The sequence below is a fragment of the Pedobacter cryotolerans genome (assembly GCF_005116475.1).
In the GTDB taxonomy this organism is placed as follows: Bacteria; Bacteroidota; Bacteroidia; order Sphingobacteriales; family Sphingobacteriaceae; genus Pedobacter; species Pedobacter cryotolerans.
The window spans coordinates 89710-111657 of sequence record NZ_SWBO01000005.1 but is presented as its reverse complement, the minus strand read 5'-3'; the positions used below and the strand labels follow the sequence as shown (position 1 = coordinate 111657).

Below are 21948 nucleotides of genomic sequence, written 5' to 3'. Positions count from 1 at the left end.
TTAAAATGAAAAAATTATTATCCTTCTCGTTTACAATTTTTCTATTTACTTCCTCCTTCGCTCAAAATTTTAATTCTGCCAATTTAGATAGTCTTTTTAATATTCTTGCAGCTTACAATAAATATATGGGAAATGTTGCAGTTGCAAAAAATGGTAAAACAATTTATGCAAAAGCGATAGGCAAAGCCGATATTGAAACAGGAAAAGATGCCAATACTGATTCGAAATACAGAATTGGTTCAATTTCTAAAACTTTTACTGCAACGCTTATTTTTAAAGCTATAGAAGAAAAGAAACTAACGCTCAATCAAAGCATCAATACCTATTTCCCAAATGTAAAAAACGCGAATAAAATTACTATCGGCAATTTACTTAACCACCGAAGCGGAATATTTAACCTTACAAATGACCCCAACTATCTTAAGTTAAACACTATACCAAAAAGTAGAACTGAATTAGTAAATATGATTAATGCCACTCCAAGCATTTTTGAACCTAACAGCAAATCAGAATACAGTAATTCTAACTATGTTATTTTAAGTATAATTTTAGAAAAAATCTATAAAAAAACTTACCCAGAGATTTTAACTGAAAAGATAATTAATCAGCTTAAACTTAAAAACACCTATTACGGCGCTAAAATTAACTTAGCAAACAATGAAGTTAACTCGTATGCCTTTACTGGCATTTGGCTTAAACAACCAGAAACAGATATGTCTATCCCTTTGGGCGCTGGAGGAATTGTTTCCAATCCTGCAGATTTAAACACATTTATTGCGGCTTTGTTAAACGGAAAATTGGTTACGCTACCAAGTGTTGAGCTAATGAAAACCATTAAAGACAATTACGGAATGGGTTTAACAAAAATTCCATTTTATGATCATATAGGTTTTGGACATGGCGGTGCTATTGATGGCTTTACATCATTGTTATATTATTTTCCAACCGAGCAATTGTCTGTAGCAATTACATCTAACGGAAATAATTATGATAATAATCAAATTCTAATTGCATTGCTTAGTGCTTATTACAACAAACCTTTTGATATTCCATCATTTACAGAAATTGCAGTAAAAGCAGAAGATTTAGATCAATATTTAGGAACTTATGGTGCTGCTAACTTCCCAATGAAAATTGCAATTACCAAAAAAGAAAACATATTAATTGCCCAGGCAACCGGACAAGGACCTTTAGAATTGAAAGCCACTGCAAAAAACACCTTCGAATTTATTGCTGCAGGCATTGTTTTAGAGTTTAATCCCGCCATAAAGCAAATGCTTTTAAAGCAAGGCGGAGGAAAGTACACTTTTACTAAAGAATAATACCTCCTATTTAATTCCTAATTGATGTAGCTCAAAAATTAAAAAAATTTGTGTAAGTAAATACTTACATTTATATTTGTAAGCAAACACTTACGCATTTATGAGAAGAGACGTTTTCCAAGCTATCGCAGATCCAACAAGGAGAGAAATTATAAACTTATTGGCTGAAAAACCGTTACACTTAAACGCAATTGCAGATAATTTTGAAATTAGTCGCCCTGCAATTTCTCAGCAAATCAAAATTTTGATAGCATGCGGTTTGATTACCGTTAAAAAAGAAGGCAGAGAAAGATATTGCGAATTGAAGTTTGAAAAGCTAAATGAAGTTTCGAAATGGGTAGAACAATACCGATCATTTTGGACCAATAAATTAGACACTTTAGATAATTATTTATCAGAAAAAACTGAAGTAAAACCTAAAACCAATAAAAAATGAAAGCAGAAAAAGTAATAGTAGAGAGAACCTTTAAGGCACCAGCAGACAAAGTTTGGAGCGCAATTACTGATATTAGCGAAATGAAAAACTGGTTTTTTCAATTAGCCGAATTTGAACCCAAAGTTGGTTTTAAATTCGATTTTATGGGAGGGCCAGAAAATGGAAAGCAATATTTGCATTTGTGTGAAGTAAACGAAGTTATTGAAGGTAAAAAAATCGCTTACACCTGGCGATATGATAATTACCCAGGCAACTCTTTGGTATGTTGGGAATTGATAGATAAAGGCGAAGAAACATTATTAAGAATAACACATACTGGACTCGAAACTTTTGCAGAGATTGGTGAAGAATTTCAGAAAGAAAGCTTTAACGAGGGATGGAATTATTTCGTTCACACGGCATTAAAAAATTATTTAGAAACAGAAGCATAAAAATAAGTCTTAAATGACCTTAAACTTGTTGCTATTAGTATTTTAAAACTTACTCATAATCTGTAGATTTGAAAACATTACATTACAGGTTATGAGTATTGCAAAAAGTATTGATGAATACATTTTAGGTTTCCCAATACCAACTCAAGAAATTTTAAAACAAATTCGTGCGACTATAAAAATTGCCGCACCTGGAGGAGAAGAATGTATCAGTTACGCTATGCCAGCTTTTAAGTTAAATGGAAAACCATTAGTTTATTTTGCAGGCTATAAAAATCATATCGGTTTTTACGCCACGCCTACTGGTCACGAGGCTTTTGAAAAAGAATTATCAATTTACAAACAAGGTAAAGGATCTGTACAATTTCCAATTAACCACCCCATGCCTTTCGAGCTGATAGCAAGAATTACTAAATTTAGGGTTGAGGAAAATTTGAGGAATAAAAAGTAAATTTTATCTCTTTACCAACTCCTTACAAATCCTTTTAATTAAACCTGGTCCTTCATAAATAAAACCAGTATAAAGCTGTACCAAACTTGCGCCAGCGTCTATTTTGTCTTTCGCATCTTGCGGAGAATGAATCCCCCCTACACCAATAATCGGGAAAGATTTGTTAGATTTTTGAGCTAAATAACGAATAACTTCTGTAGAGCGTTTTGTAAGTGGCTTTCCACTTAAGCCGCCCATTTGTGTTTTTAAAGTTTCCTCGCTGTACAAACCATCTCTATCAATAGTTGTGTTTGTTGCAATTACGCCCGCAATACCAGTTTCTTGTACAATTTCTACAATATCATCTAATTGCTCATTAGTTAAATCTGGTGCTATTTTTAGCAGAATTGGACGAGAAATATCATGTTTTAGGTTACGTTGTTGTAAAGTATTTAGCAATTCCATTAATGGTGCTTTTTCTTGCAAAGCACGTAAACCAGGTGTATTTGGCGAGCTAACATTAACCACAAAATAGTCAACAACATCAAATAAACGATCAAAACATTTAATGTAATCGCTAGTAGCATCTTCGTTTGGCGTATTTTTGTTTTTACCAATATTGCCACCAACTACAATACTTGGGTCTTTATCTTTCAGCAATCGCAAGCGTTCTGCCATTACATCAACACCTTTGTTATTAAAACCCATTCGGTTAATAATGGCATTGTCTTCCTGTAAACGAAACATTCGTGGTTTATCATTACCCGGTTGTGGTAAAGGTGTAACCGTACCAACTTCGATAAAACCAAAACCAAGGTTACTCAAAGCTTCAACATATTCACCGTTTTTATCGAAACCTGCAGCTAAACCTACCGGGTTTTTAAACTTAATGCCAAAAACTTCTCTCTCTAGCCCTTTAATATTAACATCATAACTCCCTCTAATAATGGTTTTGCCCAAAGGGAAGTAATCATTAAACCACTTTAAGCGTTTCACCACAAAGTGATGTACATTTTCTGGGTCGAACTTAAAGAAAATAGGTTTGATGAGACGATACATAAGGCGAAGATACTTAAGAAGATGGAAAATGTAAAATGGATGATGGAAAAGGGGGAAATTTAGAATCAATATTGTTCTATTGCTATAAAAAATTTGTCATTCCGAGGCACGAGGAATCTCTAATAGAACAAACATCAGAGAGATTCTTCGCTGCGCTCAGAATGACAAAAACCATCCATTTTCCATCCCTAATACGCTGCCGTAAACTGCTCTTGGTGGTGTACGTTATTTTCTAATTCATCTGCAATTACAATCGCTAAATCTTCAACAGATAAAATAGAACGACCTTCATCATTAAATACCGGACTAGTTTTACCTAAACGATATTTACCAGTACGACCAATGGTTATGCCTGGGTGCATTTCTATTGCTGGACTAAAAAACAACCAATCTAATGCTGTTTCTTGTTTAAGCGTATTAAAATAATCTCTAACTGCAGCTGCTCCAGGATAAATTTCTTTTGGAAAATCTGGCCCATCAACTAATTGCTTACCTTCTATTTGCAAAGTTCCTGCCCCACCTATAAAAATGTAACGTTTTACTCCTTACAATTTAACCGCCTCCTGAATAGCTGTTGCGCCTATTATGGTATCATCGTAAAGATTTGGGTTTGTCCAACCAGCATTAAATGCACTAACAACTGCATCGGCACCATTTAATGCCGCCGCCAATGCTTTAGTATCTAAAACATCAACTGCTAACTTGATTAATTTTTCATTACTACCTTCAATTTTTTCTACGTTACGAGCAATCGCGATTACTTCATGCCCACGAGTTGTTAGTTCATTCACTAAATTTTGGCCTACAAATCCTGTGGCTCCTATTACTGCTACTTTCATATTTTAATTTTAATTGATTGAATTTTGAATGATTGAATTTATGTTTATAGTGTAACTAATTTTATTACAGTTTATATTAAAAAAAAGTTATCCGAATTTTTTACTGAAATCTGCCAAGCTTTGCTTGCTCAATTGTTCAATCAGCACTAATTCTGTATCGTTATATAAATTATTTAAATGTTCGTTAATATTTTTCCCAACGGGACATTTTGGGTTTGGCGTATTCTTTTGGTTTCCTAAAAGGGAAAGTTGCCTAACGCTTTGATAAACTTCTCCTAATGTAATTTCATTTGCAGAAATAGCTAATATTGAACCACCGTTTTTACCTTCCTTGCTTTCAACAAATCCGTATTCGCGTAAGTTGCTTAACTCTTTGCGTACCATTGCCGAATTAATATTAATGCTACCCGCTAAATATGCAGAAGACAATAATTCGCCTTTAGCTTTATCTAGCAAAGTTAATATGTGCAAAGCGATGGCAAATCTTCCGTTATTCATTCTGTAATTATTTTTATTACAGTACAAAGGTATGAGAATATTTAAACTTTCAAAAAGAAATTTTATTTAGTTTTTTCATTGCATCCCGTCATCCTTTCCATCATCTTCTCATTTTCGGTATTATAAGCGCTAAGATGGTTAAACCCGCTCTGATATTTTTTGTATTCAATTATGTTTTGTTGAGTATTAGCACAATTTCCATCTAAATAATTCATGAGTGCTAACTGATAAAGATGTCCAGTTATAGGAAGTCTTTTTTTATTTGCGTAAGCGCCTGCATAATTATCTTTCAATTTTTCTAATGCTTTAACTCCCCATGAATATTGTTTATAAGTATAAGTAAAGTTTTTTATCCTCATAATTCTTACACTTACATCTTCCCAGCTTTTATCTTCAGTGAGCATATCAAGGTATTCATCTAAATATTTTCTTGCTTGATTAATATCATTTTTAGCAATATAAAATTCATAAAAAGCGAGCGCTCTAGCAGAAATTAAAGATTGTCCCGCACCTTTTTCACTCATAAAATCTACTAAGTTTTTAAATGAATTTTCATCATTATTCTGTGCAAAATAATGGGCCAACAATTTCGGAATTTGAATTATATTATTTTTCTTAATTGCTGTCGCATCTTTGTAAATCTTAACTGCTAAGGCACCATCTTGTTTATATTTCAATAGAAAATTTAAATAGACATATAAACTTTGGGCGTTTGGTTTTTCGTCATATATCTTTTTTAACTCATTTAATTTTTCATCAATTTGTTCTATTGTTAATCTCTTGCTCTTCTCGATAGAATTAAAAAAAACAAGTAATTCTTTTTTTGAACAAGAACCCAAATGTTTGGCAAGTTGATTTCCCTCAAAATTTATAATCGTATAATCAGGAATACCATTTACACTAAACTTTTCTCGATAATAATATGTATCAGGCTCATCTAAATCTAACTTTAAAACCACAAACTTTTCATCAAGATATTTAGAAACATCTGGATCATTTAACACTTCTATTTCCATTGTATGGCATGGCCCACACCAAACAGCTGTAAAATCTAAAAACAGTAATTTATTTTCTTCTTTACACTTTTGCAGCGCTTGGGCATAAGTTCCATTAAAAAACTCTACTGCAAAATTCTTTAGTGGCGTAAGCATCAGTAGAAGAATAACTATCTTTTTCATTCGCTGCATTTATTATTTCCTTAAATATAAGCATTGCATAACATATTTTGCTACGATTTTACATCTTACACTTCAATAACTACACTTTACCTTTGTTAAATAAACCCGGTTGCAGCGAAAATACTTTTGTTTTTTTAGCCAACAGCGAAGGTTAGTAAATAGCAAAAACAAACAGATTTCTCGCTGCGCTCGAAATGACGGAAAAAACAAAAGATTGTAGCGAAAAACGGGGCTGATTTAGCCATAATTTACTGCCATTCGTTTTCAAAAACTTATCCTAAAAAACGGCAATAAAAATCGTATTTTTGCACCCAAATGATTTCTATAAACGACTTAACCTTCCAAATTGGCTCTAGAGCCTTATACGACGAAGCCAACTGGCACATTAAACCAGGAGACAGAGTTGGACTAATCGGCGCCAATGGTACCGGAAAGTCTACTTTACTAAAAATAATTGTTGGCGAATATGCGCCATCATCGGGCAGTATTTCGATGGCGAAAGATTTAAAAATTGGCTATTTAAACCAAGATTTGCTTTCGTACGAATCTCACCATACTATTTTACACGTGGCAATGGAGGCTTTTGAGCGCCAAAACCATTTACATGATGAAATTGAAGAACTGCTAAAAAAGATTGAAACAGACTACAGTGAAGAAACTTTATACAAACTGAGCGACAAACAACAAGAGTTTGAGGCTTTGGATGGTTATAACATTGAATACCGTGCAAACGAAATTTTAGCAGGTTTAGGTTTTAGCACTGCAGACCAACACCGCCCGTTAAACACCTTTTCTGGAGGTTGGCGTATGCGTGTAATGTTGGCTAAAATACTCTTACAAACTCCTGATATTTTATTGCTGGATGAGCCTACCAACCACATGGATTTACCGTCTATTAAATGGTTAGAGACATATTTGGGTAGTTTTGAAGGGGCAATTGTTATCGTATCTCACGATAGGTATTTCTTAGATAAAATTGTGCGTAAAACCGTTGAATCTAGAAAAGGAAAATTAACTGTTTATGCAGGAAATTATTCTTTCTACGTAGAGGAAAAGGGTTTACGTGGCGAAATACAAAAAGGTGAATTTAAAAACCAACAAGCTAAAATTAAGCAAGAAGAGCGTTTAATTGAGCGTTTTAAAGCTAAAGCGAGTAAAGCTAAAATGGCTCAGTCGAGGATGAAAGCTTTAGATAAAATGGAGCGTGTAGAAGATGTTGATGATGATAACCCAACGGTAAACTTTAGCTTTAAATTCTCTAAACCAAGTGGCAGACACGTAATTAAGGTAGAAAATGCAACTAAAGCTTATCCGAATATTGATATTTTGGAAAATGCTGATGGTTTGATTGAAAAAGGTGATAAAATTGCATTAATTGGAGCCAATGGTAAAGGTAAATCTACTTTGTTAAGAATGATTGCCGGAGCTGAAGGTTTTGCTCAAGGAAAAATTGAAACTGGGCATAATGTAACCACCACATTTTTTGCGCAGCATCAGCTGGAATCATTACACTTAGAAAATACCATTTTAGAAGAGTTGCAAGCTTTTGCACCTAAACACAGTGATACAGAACTGCGTGGTATTTTAGGCTGTTTCTTATTTACCGGAGATGATGTTTTCAAAAAAATTAAGGTTTTGTCTGGAGGAGAAAAATCGAGGGTAGCTTTGGCTAAATCTTTAACAACAGATTCGAACTTTTTGATTTTAGATGAGCCAACGAATCACTTGGATATTCAGTCGGTAAATATTTTAATTCAGGCTTTACAGCAGTACGAAGGAACTTTTATTTCTGTTTCTCACGATAGGTATTTCTTAGATAATGTTGCTAACAAAATTTGGTTTATTGAAGAAGAAAAGATTAAAGAATATCCTGGAACTTATGCTGAGTATGAAGAATGGAATAGCAAAAGAGTAATCCCAACGCCAAAACCAATTCCTGTTAAACCAACTACTGAAGAAAAGAAAAAACCAGCTGAACCAGCTCCGGCTAATGCGCAACAACTACTAAAAAAATTAAACGAAAAGCTGAAAAGAACAGAAGAGGAAATTGCTGTTTTTGAAGCTAGCGTAAAGGCGGTTGAAGCAGATTTAGCAAAAGAGGAAATTTTTTCTAATCAGCATAAATTAGCAGAAGCCAATAAAAAATACTTAGCAGAAAAAGCTTTACTAGACCACGCCCAAAAAACTTGGGAAGAATTGGCGAGTGAAATAATGGAATTGGAAGGATAAAAGCCCCACCCAACCCTCCCCAGAGGGGAGGGCTTACCAAATTTCTTTAAAGTAAGAGGTTGATAGCGTAATAAAATTGCTTAAATCAATATGAGAAAACTAGTTAATCTGTTTTTATTTTCTTTTTTAATTATACTTCCAGGCATTAATGCAGCGGCGCAATTAGTTTACGACAACAAAGTATATCAACCAAATATTAAAACAGTTGAATGTTATAAAACTGATAAAGAACAATCGCTGCCAATTATCATTTTAAAATCTGCCGAAACTATTACTTTGGCTTTTGACGATTTAAAAGGTGGAAATAAAAACTATAACTACACCATTGAGCATTGCACTTATGATTGGAAACCATCACGCATTAATAAGTTAGATTATTTAGAAACATTTGATGAGGATATCATTTTTAAGTATCGTTTTTCTTTTAACACTTTACAAAAATTTACTCATTACGAACTTAAATTACCAAATGAGCAAATAAAACCTAAAATTGCAGGCAACTATTTACTTAAAGTTTACGAGGGCAACAACCAAAACAAAGTGATTTTAACGCAAAGATTATATATAACCAATAATGCGGTAAATGTTGGTGTAGAAATAGTTCCAAGTAGCGGTGTTGAGTTTAGAACCACTAAGCAGAAAGTTAATTTCACCATTTTTCATCCCATGAATATTGTTAATCCGAATATGGAGATTAAAGCAATTGTGATGCAAAACAACAATCCGCAGACTTCAATTTTAAATACTAAACCAACATTTGTTAAACCAAATTCTTTGGTTTATAACGATATCAATTTAAACGAGTTTTGGGGCGGCAATGAGTATAGAAAATTTGACACCAGAAATTTTAGATACAAAGGCGAGCATGTGCAAGATTTTTACAGAGACACTACCATTAACGTAATTTTAGTTACCGACCAACCTTTTGGCAATGCTAGATATAGTAACCAGATTGATGAAAATGGAAACTTCTTTATTCGTAACCAAGAAGGTAGGGATAATGTAACCGATAGTGATTACGCCGATGTACTTTTTAGCTTAAATGCAAATCCACCAACGGCAAAAGGCAATGCTTATGTAGTTGGCAGATTTAATAATTATATTCTTGATGAAAATAGTAAACTCGATTTTGAACCAAGTAGAAGACGTTTTTACCAAAATATAAAACTTAAACAAGGTTTATACGATTATAAATATGTTTGGGTTGATGAGGATGGAAAATATAATGACACTATTTTTGAGGGATCTTTTTTTGAAACAGACAACTCTTATCAAGTTATGGTGTATTACCGCAAACCTGGCGCTCGTTGGGATGAGTTAGTTGGGTTTAGCAATTTAAGTACAGTTAGGAATTAGTTTATTGTTCATTGGTATCAATAGTTCAATTGTTCATTAGTTTAAACTTCCAACCCAATGAACTAATGACTAATGAACTAATCTACGCCTTAACTCCCCAAACCGACACACTACCAGCAGCACATAAAAACTCTCCAACTCCGTTTTCATCTATTACAATTTCTTCACTACGTTTACCTAGTAAATCTATAAGTGTTTTGCCAGCAAATTGCGCACCTATTTCCATTTGTTTAAAACCTTCTTCGCCATTGGTCATTAATACGGCAATGCCTGAGTTTTCAAATTCATCATTACCAGTTCTTGTCCAGCCAATACAATTAGGATGATCTAAATAATCTTTTTGCTCACCATAAGCTAAGGTTTCTCTAATTTTTAACAGTTGTGGTAATTCTTGTAAACCAATTAATTCAACTTGCTGACCATCATCCTCATATTCGGCGCCATAAACATCGGTGTAAAATACACAAGGAATACCGCCTTCACGCAATAAAATCATGGCATGAGCTAAAGGTCTAAACCAAAATTCGGTAAACGATTCTAACGCTTGCAAAGGTTGCGAATCATGATTATCAACAAAAGTTACTGCTAATAATGGGTTTCTTTGCACCAAAGTATCATTAAAAATAGTGCTCAAATCATATTCTTGTCCGGCTTGAGATGCTAAATAAAAATTATGATGTAACAACGAATCAAACAACTGAGTTCTTCCACCAGTTATTTCAATATATTTTTCAAGCTCATCAACACTTTCAATATTCCAATTTTCTGCAACAATAAATAAATCTTTGTCGCATTCAGCTTTCATAAAATCAATCCACTCTGCAATAAATTCTGCAGGAATATGTTTTACTGCATCTAACCTAAAACCATCAATTTTACAAGTTTCGAAATACCATTTACCCCAATATTTCAGCTCTTCTACAACAGCTCTATTTCTAAAATCAATGTCGTTAAACATCAGATAATCATAATTACCCAATTCATGAGAAGGCACATCTTCCCAACCTTCGCCATATTCATTTTGGATGGCATAAATAGCCGTTTCTTGATCATTTTCCGCATAATCAACTCCGCTAAAACATTTATGATCCCAAATAAATTCAGAATACTGCCCTGCCCTACCCGGAAAAGTAAATTTTGTCCATGCATCAATTTCAATTACATCAGATATAAATTCGTTTCGATCGGTCTCATTAACTTTTCTAACCTTTATTTTTTCCAATTCATCGCCACCTGCCTTATGGTTAAAAACAGTGTCGGCAATAACAGTAATTTGGTTTTTATGCAATTCATCAATTGCTTTTTGATACTCTTCTTTGCTTCCATACTTTGTACTTTGACTGTTTTTTTGATCAAATTCGCCTAAATCAAATAAATCATAAGTATCATAGCCAATAGAATAACCACCGTTTGTGCCTTTATAAGCTGGTGGAAACCACACTCCAGTAATACCCATTTCGGCTAAATTCGATGCTTCTTTGGCAGCTTTTGTCCACAAATTATCTGGTTCGTTGTAGTACCAATGAAAATATTGGATGAGCGTTGGATTTTTCATTTCAGAAAATTAATTATTGAAGTAGGTATAACCCAAAAATAAAATTTATGTTTCGGTTTTTTTAAATAAAGAATAGCGTTACGCAAATCAATTAGCAAACTAATCAATAATTTTCAATTTTATGTTTGACGAATGCATTAGTAACTCATCTTTCAAAATATTTTTTATTTTTTTTTGAAAAGCAAGAGTTGTTTTACATCGGCAATTTCAGTTCTGCTCTACGCTTTACTCTCCCTAAAATTCGGGCTCGTGCTCGCTCACTGTCATTAAGTTAAGTATTATTGTTCGTCTTTGCGAGCCTCTGTTTTCACAGAGCGAAGCAATCTTTTCTGCATTTAGGCCATTAAGTTGCAAAACTGTATGAAAGATTGCTTCGTCGCTGCACTTCCATCGCAATGACGAACGCCCTAAAGCTAAACTAAATGCCATTGCGTGCTCGCTTCGATCAGGTTTATTTAACTTCTATTGTGCTACTATGAGGGGTTTAATAGCACAATCTTTAATTTCAGCCCTGATTGTAGTGTAAATACTTTTTGTGTTACTGCCAATCGATTAATCACAATAGAACGGCACAAAAAGATTGAAACGTAAAGTAGGACTAACTTTAAAATAGCATTATAATTGCGCTGCAAAAACATAAAATTTGTTTAAAAAATACATAAAGCACCCTCTATTTTACGTATTTTCGCAGCAACTATGAGTATTAAAGCAAAACATCCTAAAAATTCTTTTACGATAATGAACGAATTGGTATTACCCAATGATACCAATACTTTAAACAATTTAATGGGCGGCAGGCTATTACATTGGATGGATATTGCTGCAGCTATATCGGCTCAAAAACATTGCAATAGAATTGTGGTAACGGCATCTGTAGATAATGTTTCATTTAAACAAGCCATTAAATTAGGTGATGTAATTACCATTGAGGCTAAGGTAACAAGGGCTTTTCATACATCGGTTGAAGTTAGGTTAGATGTTTGGGCAGAAAATATACCATCGGGCACAAGAGCCAAAAGCAATGAAGCTTATTACACTTTTGTAGCAGTAGACCAAAGCGGTAGAACTATACCGGTGCCAGAGTTAACACCCGAAACTGAAGACGAAAAAGAATTGTTTAGTGGTGCTTTACGCCGCAGACAGTTGCGTTTAATTTTGGCTGGCAAAATGGAGCCAAATGACGCAAACGAACTAAAAGCTTTATTTTTTAAGGAATAATATAATATCAACTTTTTGTAAAGCAGCGTGAGTAAATGACAACATATACAACACTAATCATATTAAGTGGCTTAGTAATTTTCTCTTATCTGTTTGATCTTGTGGCTAGTAAAACCAAATTGCCATCGGTTTTGCTTTTACTTTTTTCGGGTATTGGATTGCGTTTATTGGTTGATAATTTTAATATACAAACCTTTAACTTTTTAACCATTTTACCAACACTTGGTACTGTAGGTTTAATTTTAATTGTTTTTGAAGGGGCATTAGAATTAAAGTACGAAAAAGCCAAAAACAAAGTAATAAAAGGCGCTTTTTTTGCTGCACTGATCATGTTGCTGTCAACGGTATCTATCATTACTTTTATTATTCATCAAATTACTAACGCAGAGCTGTATCTGTGTTTTGTAAACGCCATACCGTTCAGCGTTATTAGCTCAGCAATTGCTATTCCTTCAGTTGCTGGCTTGGCTAAAAAAACGAGAGAATTTATTATTTATGAAAGTTCATTTTCTGATATTTTAGGCATTATCTTATTCAATTTTGCGGTTTCAAATCCTCATATTTCGATAAGTTCTTTTACGAGCTTAGGTTTTAGTACAGCACTTATTTTGTTGGTTTCTGTAATTGCTTGTGTGGTGTTGCTTTATATTATGGGCAAAATTTCCCATCACATTAAGTTCTTTTTAATTATCTCGATACTTATTTTAGTTTATGCCATAGGCCAATCTTACCACTTATCTTCGTTGATATTAATTTTATCTTTTGGTTTGTTTTTAAACAATGCAGATACGATAAAATATGCTTGGTTTAAAACCATTTTTCTGTACAAAAACTTATCAAGAGACTTGGTTCAGCTGCATCAATTATCTGCAGAAACTGCTTTTATTATTCGTACTTTCTTTTTTGTAATTTTTGGTTTTACAATTAACATTTACGAACTGGATAATCAGGGAATCATTTTAAATGGTTTACTTATTTTAATGAGTATTTATATAATTAGGTTTGCTTATTTACTGATATTTAAAAAAGACCATGTTTTACCAGAAGGCTTTGTAACACCCAGAGGATTAATTAGCATACTTTTATACTATAATTTACCAGCTAACTTAAGGTTGCCTGAAATTACTACAGCATTTTTATTTGTGGTAGTACTTGGCTCAAGCCTTATCATGAGCATTGGTTTGCTCATGAGTAAGAAGGGGAAATCTGCTGATGAGATTTTAGAAATCTAATTTATTCGCTACCCATTTCTAAAATTTTATCGAATTCTGTAGCTTTTAAAGGCATAACAGACAATCGGCCTTGCCTAACCAGCGAAATATCTTTTAAGCTTTCTTCGGCTTTAATTTGCTCTAATGAAACTGATTTATCTAATGCTTGCACAGGAACCAAATCTACAACAACCCAATTTTTATCGTCAGTTGTTGGATCTTGATAAGCTTCTTTAACCACCTTTGCGATACCAACTACATTTTTACCTTCATTACTATGGTAAAACAAAACCAAATCGCCTTCTTTCATTTCTCTGAGGTTATTACGAGCTTGGTAATTTCTTACGCCATCCCAAAATGTTCTGCCATCTTCATTAAATTTATCCCAACTGTATTTAAAAGGCTCACTCTTTACTAACCAATGTTTCATGCTATTTTATTTGAATTCGAATTTACGATTTTAGATTAATTTTTGATTTACTTTTTAAGGTTCTTGCAGAAATCATTTGATGAAGTTTAAAAAAAAATCGCCTCAAAATTAATTGAGACGATTTAACAATTTAACGTTTAATGTTATTTTTTATCTAAAGCATTTTCAATACGATCTGATAAATCTGCTAAGTGATATTTACTTAGCGAATCTGATTGAGTATTTGAAGCAGATTTAATATTCGTATTTAAATCTCGAAGCTGACCTTTAACAACAGACATTACATCACTTTGTGAAGCGCTTAAACCACTTGGAGCAGCACCACCGCCTCTACCAGCAGTAATAATCTGACTAGCTGCAGATGCTGCTGGAGGATTAATGATCGTAATTAATCTATCTACATAAGATTTTTGCAAATTACGACGGTATACATCTATTGCACTAGTAGATTTTAATTCTGTGAAAATAGAATTATTTAAATCTGTAAATAAATCGGTTATTTTATAAGCACCAGAACCGTCTGTAGCTTCTGCAGCTACTAATTTACTCATGGTGTTGTTACTTAATAAACGACTTAATGTAGAACCTTGTAACCTAGCCACAACTTCAAGTGGATTTTGATCGATATTATCTAAAATAGGTTGATTTACCAACCATTTAGGTGTTGTAAAAAGTTGTCTATTTAAAAACTCCATTGCTGCTTTTTGAGTTGCAGCAGGTGTACGCTCATAAATTAACCCTGTTTGATCAACTGTTTTTGGGTTTTCGTAAATACCACCAACATTTTTAGCTACATGGCCCATATAACGACCAAATTGCGTTGTTAATTGACCATACATTGTAGATAAATTCTCATAACCTTCGCCAGTTTCTTTAGTCCACTCTGGTAAGTTTGTTAAAATAACTTTAAGGTTTTTGATTCCATAATCACTAGCAACCATTGCATTGTCGCTCAAATCTTCATTTTGCGAATGCGGATCATCTGGGTTAGTTTCTGTACCAAACCATAAACGTCTATTTTTGGCAGATTCAGTTGTCATTTTATCTAATATTTTCATATCAGATGCAACAGTTTTGCTATCCGGGAAATATCTATATCCCCATTCTATCGCCCATTTATCGTAATCGCCAATGCGAGGATATAATCCAGCTTTGCTGATGTTATCTTCTGGTTGTGCGATGTAATTAAAACGAGCATAATCCATTATAGAAGGTGTATGACCATATTCTTCTACCCATTTCTTGTTACGTAAATTTTCTACAGGCACAGTAGAACTTGAACCATAATTGTGGCGTAAACCTAAAGTATGTCCAACTTCGTGTGATGATACAAAACGGATCAAATCGCCCATTAATTCATCACTAAAAGTCATTTTACGAGCTCTAGGATCTACAGCTGCAGTTTGGATCATATACCAATCATGCACTAATTTTTGCACATTGTGAAACCAATTGATATGACTTTCCATAATCTCGCCAGAGCGAGGATCTGAAATACTTGGACCACTTGCGTTGGCAATTTCTGAAGGTTTATATACAATTGCTGAGTGGCGTGCATCATCTAAGCTCCATGTAGAATCTTGTTCTTTTGTTGGTGCTATTTTACCCATTACAGCATTTTTAAAACCAGCTTTTTCAAATGCTTTAGCCCAATCATCAACACCAGCTTTTAAATATGGCACCCATTTTTTCGGCGTTGCTGGATCGATATAGAAAATGATCGGTTTTTTTGGCTCAACTAACTCACCTCTTTTGTATTTAGCCATATCTTCTGGTTTTGGCTCTAAGCGCCATCTCTTAACCAGTTCAATTTCTTTTACACCTTGAGGATTTAAATCAAAATCTGTATAACCAACTGCAAAATAACCTACACGGTTATCAAAATATCTTGCTTTCATTGGTACTTTTGGTAAAATTACCAGAGATGAATTTAATTCGATAGTAGCTGCTCCACTAGCTGCTCCACCGCCGCCTCCAGCTGGCGCACCACTTCCAAATGGAGAAGCTGCTGCTGTTTGACTATAGGTTTTCACTACATTGATTTCTACATTTGTAGGGAAACTACGTACACCTAAAATATAGCTACGATCTGCTTGTTGCACACCTAATCTAAATCTTGTTTTAGCTGCAGGAGAACTGAAATATAAAATTTCATTATCACTGTTTAAATAAGCAGTCATATCAATAACACTAGCTTTTTTATCTGGCGAATAAGCGGCAATGTTAAATGAAGCGGCAATAGCCTGAATATTTGAGTTGTTCAAAGATTGAAACATGGCTGTAGTGCTATCAGCTCCATAAGTTCTGAAACTCACTTTACGTAAAAAAATACGGTCATTTGGGCCTTTTTCGAAACGGATCACTGAACTACCAATTTGGTCGCCAGCATAACCCTGTGCCGCACGCACATCTGCACCTGATTTAGAAATACGGTTAACTACCAAAATATCTCTACCTAACAATGTGTCAGCAATTTCGAAGAAAAACTTGTCTTCGATTTTGTGTGTTGTAATCATTCCCTTGCGGGTAACGGCTTTATTTGTAATTACGGTTGCGTATGGTTTAGGCTGAGCGGTTACTCCAGATCCTAATGCGCTACCAGCTCTTCTGGTAGAATCTGAACCAGCTCCACCACCAGTTGGTCTAACCTGAGCATTTGCTACAGTTATTACACCAACCGCTAATAAAACGGTAAGTAAATTTTTTTTCATGTAATTTTCAGTTAGTTAATTGAACTGTAAATATAGCTCACTATAAATGTTTAAACATTTATATACCATAACTTTGTAGTTACATATCAGATATTTTTGAAACGAATAATGATGGTTAAATAGAAAATTCTGGATTTTCGATTAAGCCAATAATATTTTTAAAAGGATCATAAATACTAGCCACCCAAATTGCACCTCCAACATTCTTTGGTGCCTCATGAATTTCGATACCTAAAGCAGCAAATTTATTGAAACACTCATGTATATCTTCAACTCCCCAATAAGTGATTGCAGTGTTCCCTTTTCCATACCCAGAAGCATCTGGATCTAAACCCAACTCGTAACCTCCAACATTATAACCTACATAAAAAGGTTCATCAAAATAAGGTTCAATTCCGAAAATATTTTTGTACCATTCTTTGGCTTGTGTTAAATCGCTAACGTGATATACTATTGTTCTGAGGCCTTTAAGCATTGTTTTATATGTTAAAAAGTTGTAATGTTAGCGTGTTGTAATGTTGTATTTCTCAAATCTCACATCTCAATTCTTATCAATGTATCATTTTAAAAACCATTTCTTTCATTAATTCGCCATCAGTTGTATTTCCTGTACTGTCTAAGCCTTTGCTTTTTAAGTCATATTCCCTTAGTAAACTAATGATTTCGAAAGTTTTAGCATCATTAAAAGTTCTAGCTGCAGTTTCGTAATCTTTTATAAAATACGGACTAACACCTAATTCTTTTGCTGCATCATTTTTATTCGGCAAGTAATGGTATTTTAATATTTTAGTAAAGTAACCACTTAAATTTGCCATTACCATAACCATGGGATTTGCTTTTGGGTTATTTGCAAAGTAATTGATGATTTGGTTACATTTTAAAACATTTCTTGTTGCTAAGGCCTTTTGCAGTTCAAAAACATTGTACTCTTTACTAATCCCAATATTTTTCTGGATATGCTCTGTAGTAATTGTTGTTTCTTTATTAATGTTTAAACAGAGTTTTTCAACTTCGTTAGCTATTTTAGATAAATCTGTACCCAAATATTCTGCCATTAGCGCAGCAGCTTGAGGGGCAATTTTATAACCTTTTTCTTTGATATGTTCTTCAATCCAAGGCATTAATTTATAATCGCGAACCAAGTCTGACTGAAAAATTACACCATTTTTAGAGATTGCCTTGTAAATCTTTTTGCGTTTATCAAAATTGGCATATTTGTAAGCAAATACTAAAATGGTACTCGACAAAGGTTTTTCGAAATAATTTAGCACAAATTCTGTTTCTTTGCTGGTGCCTTCAGTTTCTTTTGCCCACTTTAAATCTTGTGCTTCTTTAACAATAATCACTTGATATTCAGACATCATTGGATATCGCTTTGCAGCATTTAAAATGGTAGCCATATCAGTATCCTTACCGTATAAAATAGTTTGGTTAAAACCCCTTTCGCCATCATTAAGCACATTATTTTCCATATAATCAACCACTTGATCAATGTAATATGGTTCTTCGCCCTGCAATAAATACAGCGGTTTAAATTTTCTTGCTTTTAAATCTTTAATAATTTCTACGGCACTCATTAAGGGTAAAAATACGATTTTGAATGAGGAATTATGATTAAATTTGAAGTTCTATTTTGAGATGTGAGATGTGAGATGTGAGATGTGAGAAATTAGAAAATATACTTTAACCCTAACAACTAAACGGTAAACAATAACCCCTAAACCTCGATTATCCCTAAATGTTTAACCCTACCCCACTTAATCTACCCAACCATCCATTTAAAATTACCCAAAGGGATGATGTGTATTTTATTTTCGATGAGATTAGGAAGAAACATTTGGTTTTAACACCCGAAGAATGGGTTAGGCAACATTTCATCCAATATTTATTAAAGGAAAAAAAAATCCCATCAGCTTTGCTACAAATTGAAGGTGGCTTAAGTTTAAACCAAACCAGAAAACGCAGCGATATTTTAGTTTATGATAATGCTGGGGAGAAAATTATGGTAATTGAATGTAAAGCACCGTCTGTATCAATTACACAAGCTACTTTTGATCAAGCTGCAAGGTATAATTCAGTATATAAAGCTCGTTGGTTAGCTGTTACAAATGGTTTAAATCATTTCTATGCAAAAATAGATCATGCCAATGGGAATTTTTTGTTTGTAGAGGAGTTGCCAAATTATAAGGAATTGTAACACGATTTGTCAATGCTAGGAACAGCTTGTGCCGATTTTTCGGGAAGGAATCTCATTTGTGAATTTATTAAAAGTCCTTCGACAGGCTCAGGATGACAATTGTCTAGAGATTCTTCGCTGCGCTCTGAATGACAAAAATTTTTAAAAAATTGGATTTATTGTTCTATTGTTAAATTGCTTAATTGTTGCGAAATTGATCAGCTAATTTACCCCAACCTTCCAACCTTCCAACCTTCCAACCTTCCAACCTTCCAACCTTCCAACCTTCCAACTTTTAAAAATACTCCTGCTTCCAAAACTGCTTTTCGCCAGTATAAATTGCTTCGTTACACATGGCCACACAAATAGATGCTTTCGTACCAGTATCAATATTCGAAGCTGTTTTTTTACCTTCAGTTATCGCTTTATAAAAATCTTCGAGTGCATAAAAGGTGCCATCCTTGGTTGGCTCATCTAAAATCGGAATACCTCCATCTTTATTGATTACCAATTTTGTTGCTCCAGTTACTCCATCCACAATACCTAATTCTTTTGCTCGTTCCTTTTCTGGATAAAAAATCCCTGTATCTGGCAATAAATTTACTGAGCCTTTTGTTCCTTTTATTTTAAACAAATAACCATCGTTAGCATTACCGCATGTGGCACCAAAATTACCAATCATGCCAGCATTTTTATAGCGTAAAATAGCTTGAACATTGTCGTACGTTTCTCTGCCATCTTTATAAACGTCTATTCCACCCGTGCCAATAATTTCGTCTGGTTGGGTTTGAAAAGCCCAGTTGATAAAATCAATTTGATGAGAGAGCAATTCTGCGGGTAATCCTCCTGAATATTCTCTATACATCCGCCAATTGATTTGTCTTTCTAACTTGGGGTCTGCAACTGGCCTGCGCCAATTCCAATTTCTGTCCCAGCGACAATCTATCTGAGAAACTTTACCGATATATCCACTCTGTATCATATCCTTAACCTTAAAATACAAAGGCGAATAACGATACTGATAGCCTACCTGAAAAACTTGCTTGGGATATTGTTTAACTAACTTTCTTAATGCCAATGCCTCTTCAACATTGTAAGTCATTGTTTTTTCTACATAAACTGCTTTACCCGCTAAAACTGCATCTTTTGCAATTTTAAAATGTTCACTTAAAGGTGTTGCAATAAAAACAGCTTCAACTTTTTTATCATCAAGTATTTTTCTGTAATCTTTAATGGCAACTGCCGATGACGGCACATATTTTTCAGTTTCTGTTAATCTAAAATCCAAAACATCGCAATAAGCAACAGTTTTAAACTGCGATGGCATTTTCTGAATAACAGATAAAACCCCTTTCCCACGATCGCCACAACCAATCATGGCTATATTAATTGGTGCTAAGTTTACTTTTGCGAACAGTTGATCAGCCATTAACACGCCAGAACCCAACAAAGCTGATTTTTTAACAAACGAACGACGATGCATTATAAGTTTTTGATTTTGATACTCCTAAAGCTAACCTTATTTCCGTGGTCTTGCAACAAAATACGTCCTTTTGGTGCTTCACCAAAGTTTTTCCAATCTTTATACTTGCTAATGGCAACCAGCTTTTTAAATTCTTCTGAACCTCTGGTGTACGCTAAAACTTTCACTCCGTTTAAGTAATGTTCTACGCTGTTATCGGGATAAACAACAACTCTACCTCTGTTCCAAGCACCGATTGGGCGTGGACTGCCTAAAACTTTTTTAGCTGTCATTAAATCATATAATGATGCTAAAGTTCTGTTTCCATCTCTACCCATTTTAGCATCTGGATGTTTTTCATCATCCAAAACTTGATATTCTAAACCAATTGCCGAACCTGCATTCTTTTCAGACAAGGTTACAAAATATTTAACACCACTATTTGCACCTTCGGTTAACTTAAACTCAAATGACAAATCGAAAGCAGCAAATTGTTCTTTAGTAACAATATCTCCACCGTTGGTAGATTCACCACCATCAGACGGCATTACGTTTAACTGTCCATTTGCAATAACCCATCCTTTTTCAGGGAAAGTATTTTTATAAGCACCAAGCCAGCCATTGTTAGTTTTACCATCAAAAAGCAACTTATAACCGTTTGCTTTTTCTTGAGTTGATAAACTATTTGGTGTTAAGTTAACTACATATACTGATTTAGGAAATGCCGAAGGCTTCAAATTTTCTGTTTGAATATTGATGTTTTTGAAATAAACTTTTTTCCCTTCTAGGTAATTTTTGTTACCTAAGCCGTGTACTTGTAAACCTATAAAACCAGATTGATCTAAAGTATCAATTACATAAGATGCAGGCACTCCATTAACCCAAGTTTTCATTTCATTGCCAATGCATTCTATTTTATAATGGTTAAACTCTTCTGTTTTGTAAGCCAATTTTGCAGCAGGATTAGTTTCCAATGGATACAACCACAATCGTCTTGCTTCATCATAAATACCACCTGTCCACGCCCTTGGCGTAGGGTCAATTTCCATCTGTCTGCCAAAAACTTTCCCTTTACCGTTATTGCCAGCAGCATCATAATGACTTCTGGTTTGCACGCCAGAATTGGTTTCTGTTCCTTCTAGTTTTACATCCAATTCTAAAACAAAATCGCCATACTCTTTTTCGGTAATTAAAAATGAATTTGGAGAGCCAGCTTTCATTGTACCTACAATCATTCCGTTTTCTACCGCATAAGGCGCTGCACCAGCAACAATTTTCCAGCCGTTTAAAGTTTTACCATCAAATAATGGCCTAACTTTTTGGGCATTGGCAAAGCCGATAAAACTTACAATTGAAAGGGTTAATAGGCAAGTTTTTTTTAAGGAACTGAACATATTTTTAAGGTTG

The 21948-nt window shown here is 34.0% G+C and carries 21 protein-coding genes; 9 read left to right on the top strand and 12 right to left on the bottom strand.

Annotated elements, in window-relative coordinates; genetic code table 11:
* The first annotated feature begins 5 nt into the window (after positions 1-5).
* The 4 genes from FA045_RS10560 (at position 6) to FA045_RS10545 (ending at position 2640) form a co-directional block, all read left to right on the top strand.
* Complete coding sequence (locus tag FA045_RS10560; RefSeq protein WP_136877044.1) at positions 6-1322, top strand: serine hydrolase domain-containing protein; 1317 nt, start codon at positions 6-8, stop codon at positions 1320-1322.
* 100 nt (positions 1323-1422) lie between these two features.
* Complete coding sequence (locus FA045_RS10555; protein WP_136877043.1) at positions 1423-1758, top strand: ArsR/SmtB family transcription factor; 336 nt, start codon at positions 1423-1425, stop codon at positions 1756-1758.
* Positions 1755-2189, top strand: a complete 435-nt coding sequence (locus FA045_RS10550; RefSeq protein WP_136877042.1) for an SRPBCC family protein — start codon at positions 1755-1757, stop codon at positions 2187-2189. The genes FA045_RS10555 and FA045_RS10550 overlap by 4 nt, the downstream gene beginning before the upstream one ends.
* Before the next feature lie 91 nt (positions 2190-2280).
* Positions 2281-2640 carry an iron chaperone gene (locus FA045_RS10545; protein ID WP_136877041.1) on the top strand — a complete coding sequence of 120 codons (360 nt, stop codon included), beginning with the start codon at positions 2281-2283 and terminating at the stop codon, positions 2638-2640.
* Positions 2641-2643: 3 nt separating this feature from the next.
* Here FA045_RS10545 and FA045_RS10540 read toward each other — a convergent pair whose 3' ends face one another.
* The 5 genes from FA045_RS10540 to FA045_RS10525 all read right to left on the bottom strand — a co-directional run bounded on the left by FA045_RS10540 (position 2644) and on the right by FA045_RS10525 (position 6193).
* Positions 2644-3678 (bottom strand): quinone-dependent dihydroorotate dehydrogenase, encoded by a 1035-nt coding sequence (locus FA045_RS10540; RefSeq protein WP_136877040.1) that lies wholly within the window; start codon positions 3676-3678, stop codon positions 2644-2646.
* A 188-nt stretch (positions 3679-3866) separates the two neighbouring features.
* Positions 3867-4184, bottom strand: a complete 318-nt coding sequence (locus tag FA045_RS19070) for an NAD(P)-dependent oxidoreductase (protein WP_225871320.1) — start codon at positions 4182-4184, stop codon at positions 3867-3869.
* Positions 4185-4223: 39 nt separating this feature from the next.
* Positions 4224-4517 carry an NAD(P)-dependent oxidoreductase gene (locus FA045_RS19065; protein ID WP_225871319.1) on the bottom strand — a complete coding sequence of 98 codons (294 nt, stop codon included), beginning with the start codon at positions 4515-4517 and terminating at the stop codon, positions 4224-4226.
* Positions 4518-4604: 87 nt separating this feature from the next.
* On the bottom strand, positions 4605-5015 hold the full coding sequence (locus FA045_RS10530) for an Rrf2 family transcriptional regulator (protein WP_136877039.1): 411 nt from the start codon (positions 5013-5015) through the stop codon (positions 4605-4607).
* A 62-nt stretch (positions 5016-5077) separates the two neighbouring features.
* Positions 5078-6193, bottom strand: a complete 1116-nt coding sequence (locus tag FA045_RS10525) for a thioredoxin family protein (RefSeq protein WP_169305045.1) — start codon at positions 6191-6193, stop codon at positions 5078-5080.
* 315 nt (positions 6194-6508) lie between these two features.
* Between FA045_RS10525 and FA045_RS10520 the strand changes: the two genes are divergently transcribed.
* Positions 6509-8422 (top strand): ABC-F family ATP-binding cassette domain-containing protein, encoded by a 1914-nt coding sequence (locus tag FA045_RS10520; protein ID WP_136877037.1) that lies wholly within the window; start codon positions 6509-6511, stop codon positions 8420-8422.
* A gap of 90 nt (positions 8423-8512) precedes the next feature.
* A complete protein-coding gene (locus tag FA045_RS10515; protein ID WP_136877036.1) occupies positions 8513-9778 on the top strand; it encodes a type IX secretion system plug protein in 1266 nt (421 codons plus the stop codon).
* A gap of 82 nt (positions 9779-9860) precedes the next feature.
* Here FA045_RS10515 and amyA read toward each other — a convergent pair whose 3' ends face one another.
* Positions 9861-11333: an alpha-amylase gene (amyA, locus tag FA045_RS10510; RefSeq protein ID WP_136877035.1), complete on the bottom strand. Its 1473-nt coding sequence runs from the start codon at positions 11331-11333 to the stop codon at positions 9861-9863.
* A gap of 696 nt (positions 11334-12029) precedes the next feature.
* Here amyA and FA045_RS10505 point away from each other — a divergent pair.
* Entirely contained in the window at positions 12030-12551 is a 522-nt protein-coding gene (locus FA045_RS10505) for an acyl-CoA thioesterase (RefSeq protein ID WP_136877034.1), read from the top strand.
* 35 nt (positions 12552-12586) lie between these two features.
* Positions 12587-13783, top strand: coding sequence for a cation:proton antiporter (locus tag FA045_RS10500; protein WP_136877033.1), 1197 nt, complete (start codon positions 12587-12589; stop codon positions 13781-13783).
* 1 nt (position 13784) lies between these two features.
* Here FA045_RS10500 and FA045_RS10495 read toward each other — a convergent pair whose 3' ends face one another.
* The 4 genes from FA045_RS10495 to holA form a co-directional block, all read right to left on the bottom strand.
* Positions 13785-14192: an EVE domain-containing protein gene (locus tag FA045_RS10495; protein WP_136877032.1), complete on the bottom strand. Its 408-nt coding sequence runs from the start codon at positions 14190-14192 to the stop codon at positions 13785-13787.
* A gap of 143 nt (positions 14193-14335) precedes the next feature.
* Positions 14336-16903 (bottom strand): zinc-dependent metalloprotease, encoded by a 2568-nt coding sequence (locus FA045_RS10490; protein ID WP_136877031.1) that lies wholly within the window; start codon positions 16901-16903, stop codon positions 14336-14338.
* A 115-nt stretch (positions 16904-17018) separates the two neighbouring features.
* On the bottom strand, positions 17019-17378 hold the full coding sequence (locus FA045_RS10485) for a VOC family protein (protein WP_136877030.1): 360 nt from the start codon (positions 17376-17378) through the stop codon (positions 17019-17021).
* A gap of 76 nt (positions 17379-17454) precedes the next feature.
* The gene (gene holA, locus FA045_RS10480; RefSeq protein ID WP_136877029.1) at positions 17455-18480 is read right to left on the bottom strand and encodes a DNA polymerase III subunit delta; all 1026 of its coding nucleotides are present in this window, start codon (positions 18478-18480) and stop codon (positions 17455-17457) included.
* 161 nt (positions 18481-18641) lie between these two features.
* Between holA and FA045_RS10475 the strand changes: the two genes are divergently transcribed.
* Positions 18642-19100: a type I restriction enzyme HsdR N-terminal domain-containing protein gene (locus FA045_RS10475; RefSeq protein WP_136877028.1), complete on the top strand. Its 459-nt coding sequence runs from the start codon at positions 18642-18644 to the stop codon at positions 19098-19100.
* A gap of 274 nt (positions 19101-19374) precedes the next feature.
* Here the strand turns inward: FA045_RS10475 and FA045_RS10470 are convergent, their stop codons facing one another.
* Positions 19375-20562, bottom strand: a complete 1188-nt coding sequence (locus FA045_RS10470; protein WP_136877027.1) for a Gfo/Idh/MocA family protein — start codon at positions 20560-20562, stop codon at positions 19375-19377.
* The gene (locus FA045_RS10465; protein ID WP_136877026.1) at positions 20562-21935 is read right to left on the bottom strand and encodes a 3-keto-disaccharide hydrolase; all 1374 of its coding nucleotides are present in this window, start codon (positions 21933-21935) and stop codon (positions 20562-20564) included. The genes FA045_RS10470 and FA045_RS10465 overlap by 1 nt, the downstream gene beginning before the upstream one ends.
* Positions 21936-21948: the final 13 nt, after the last annotated feature.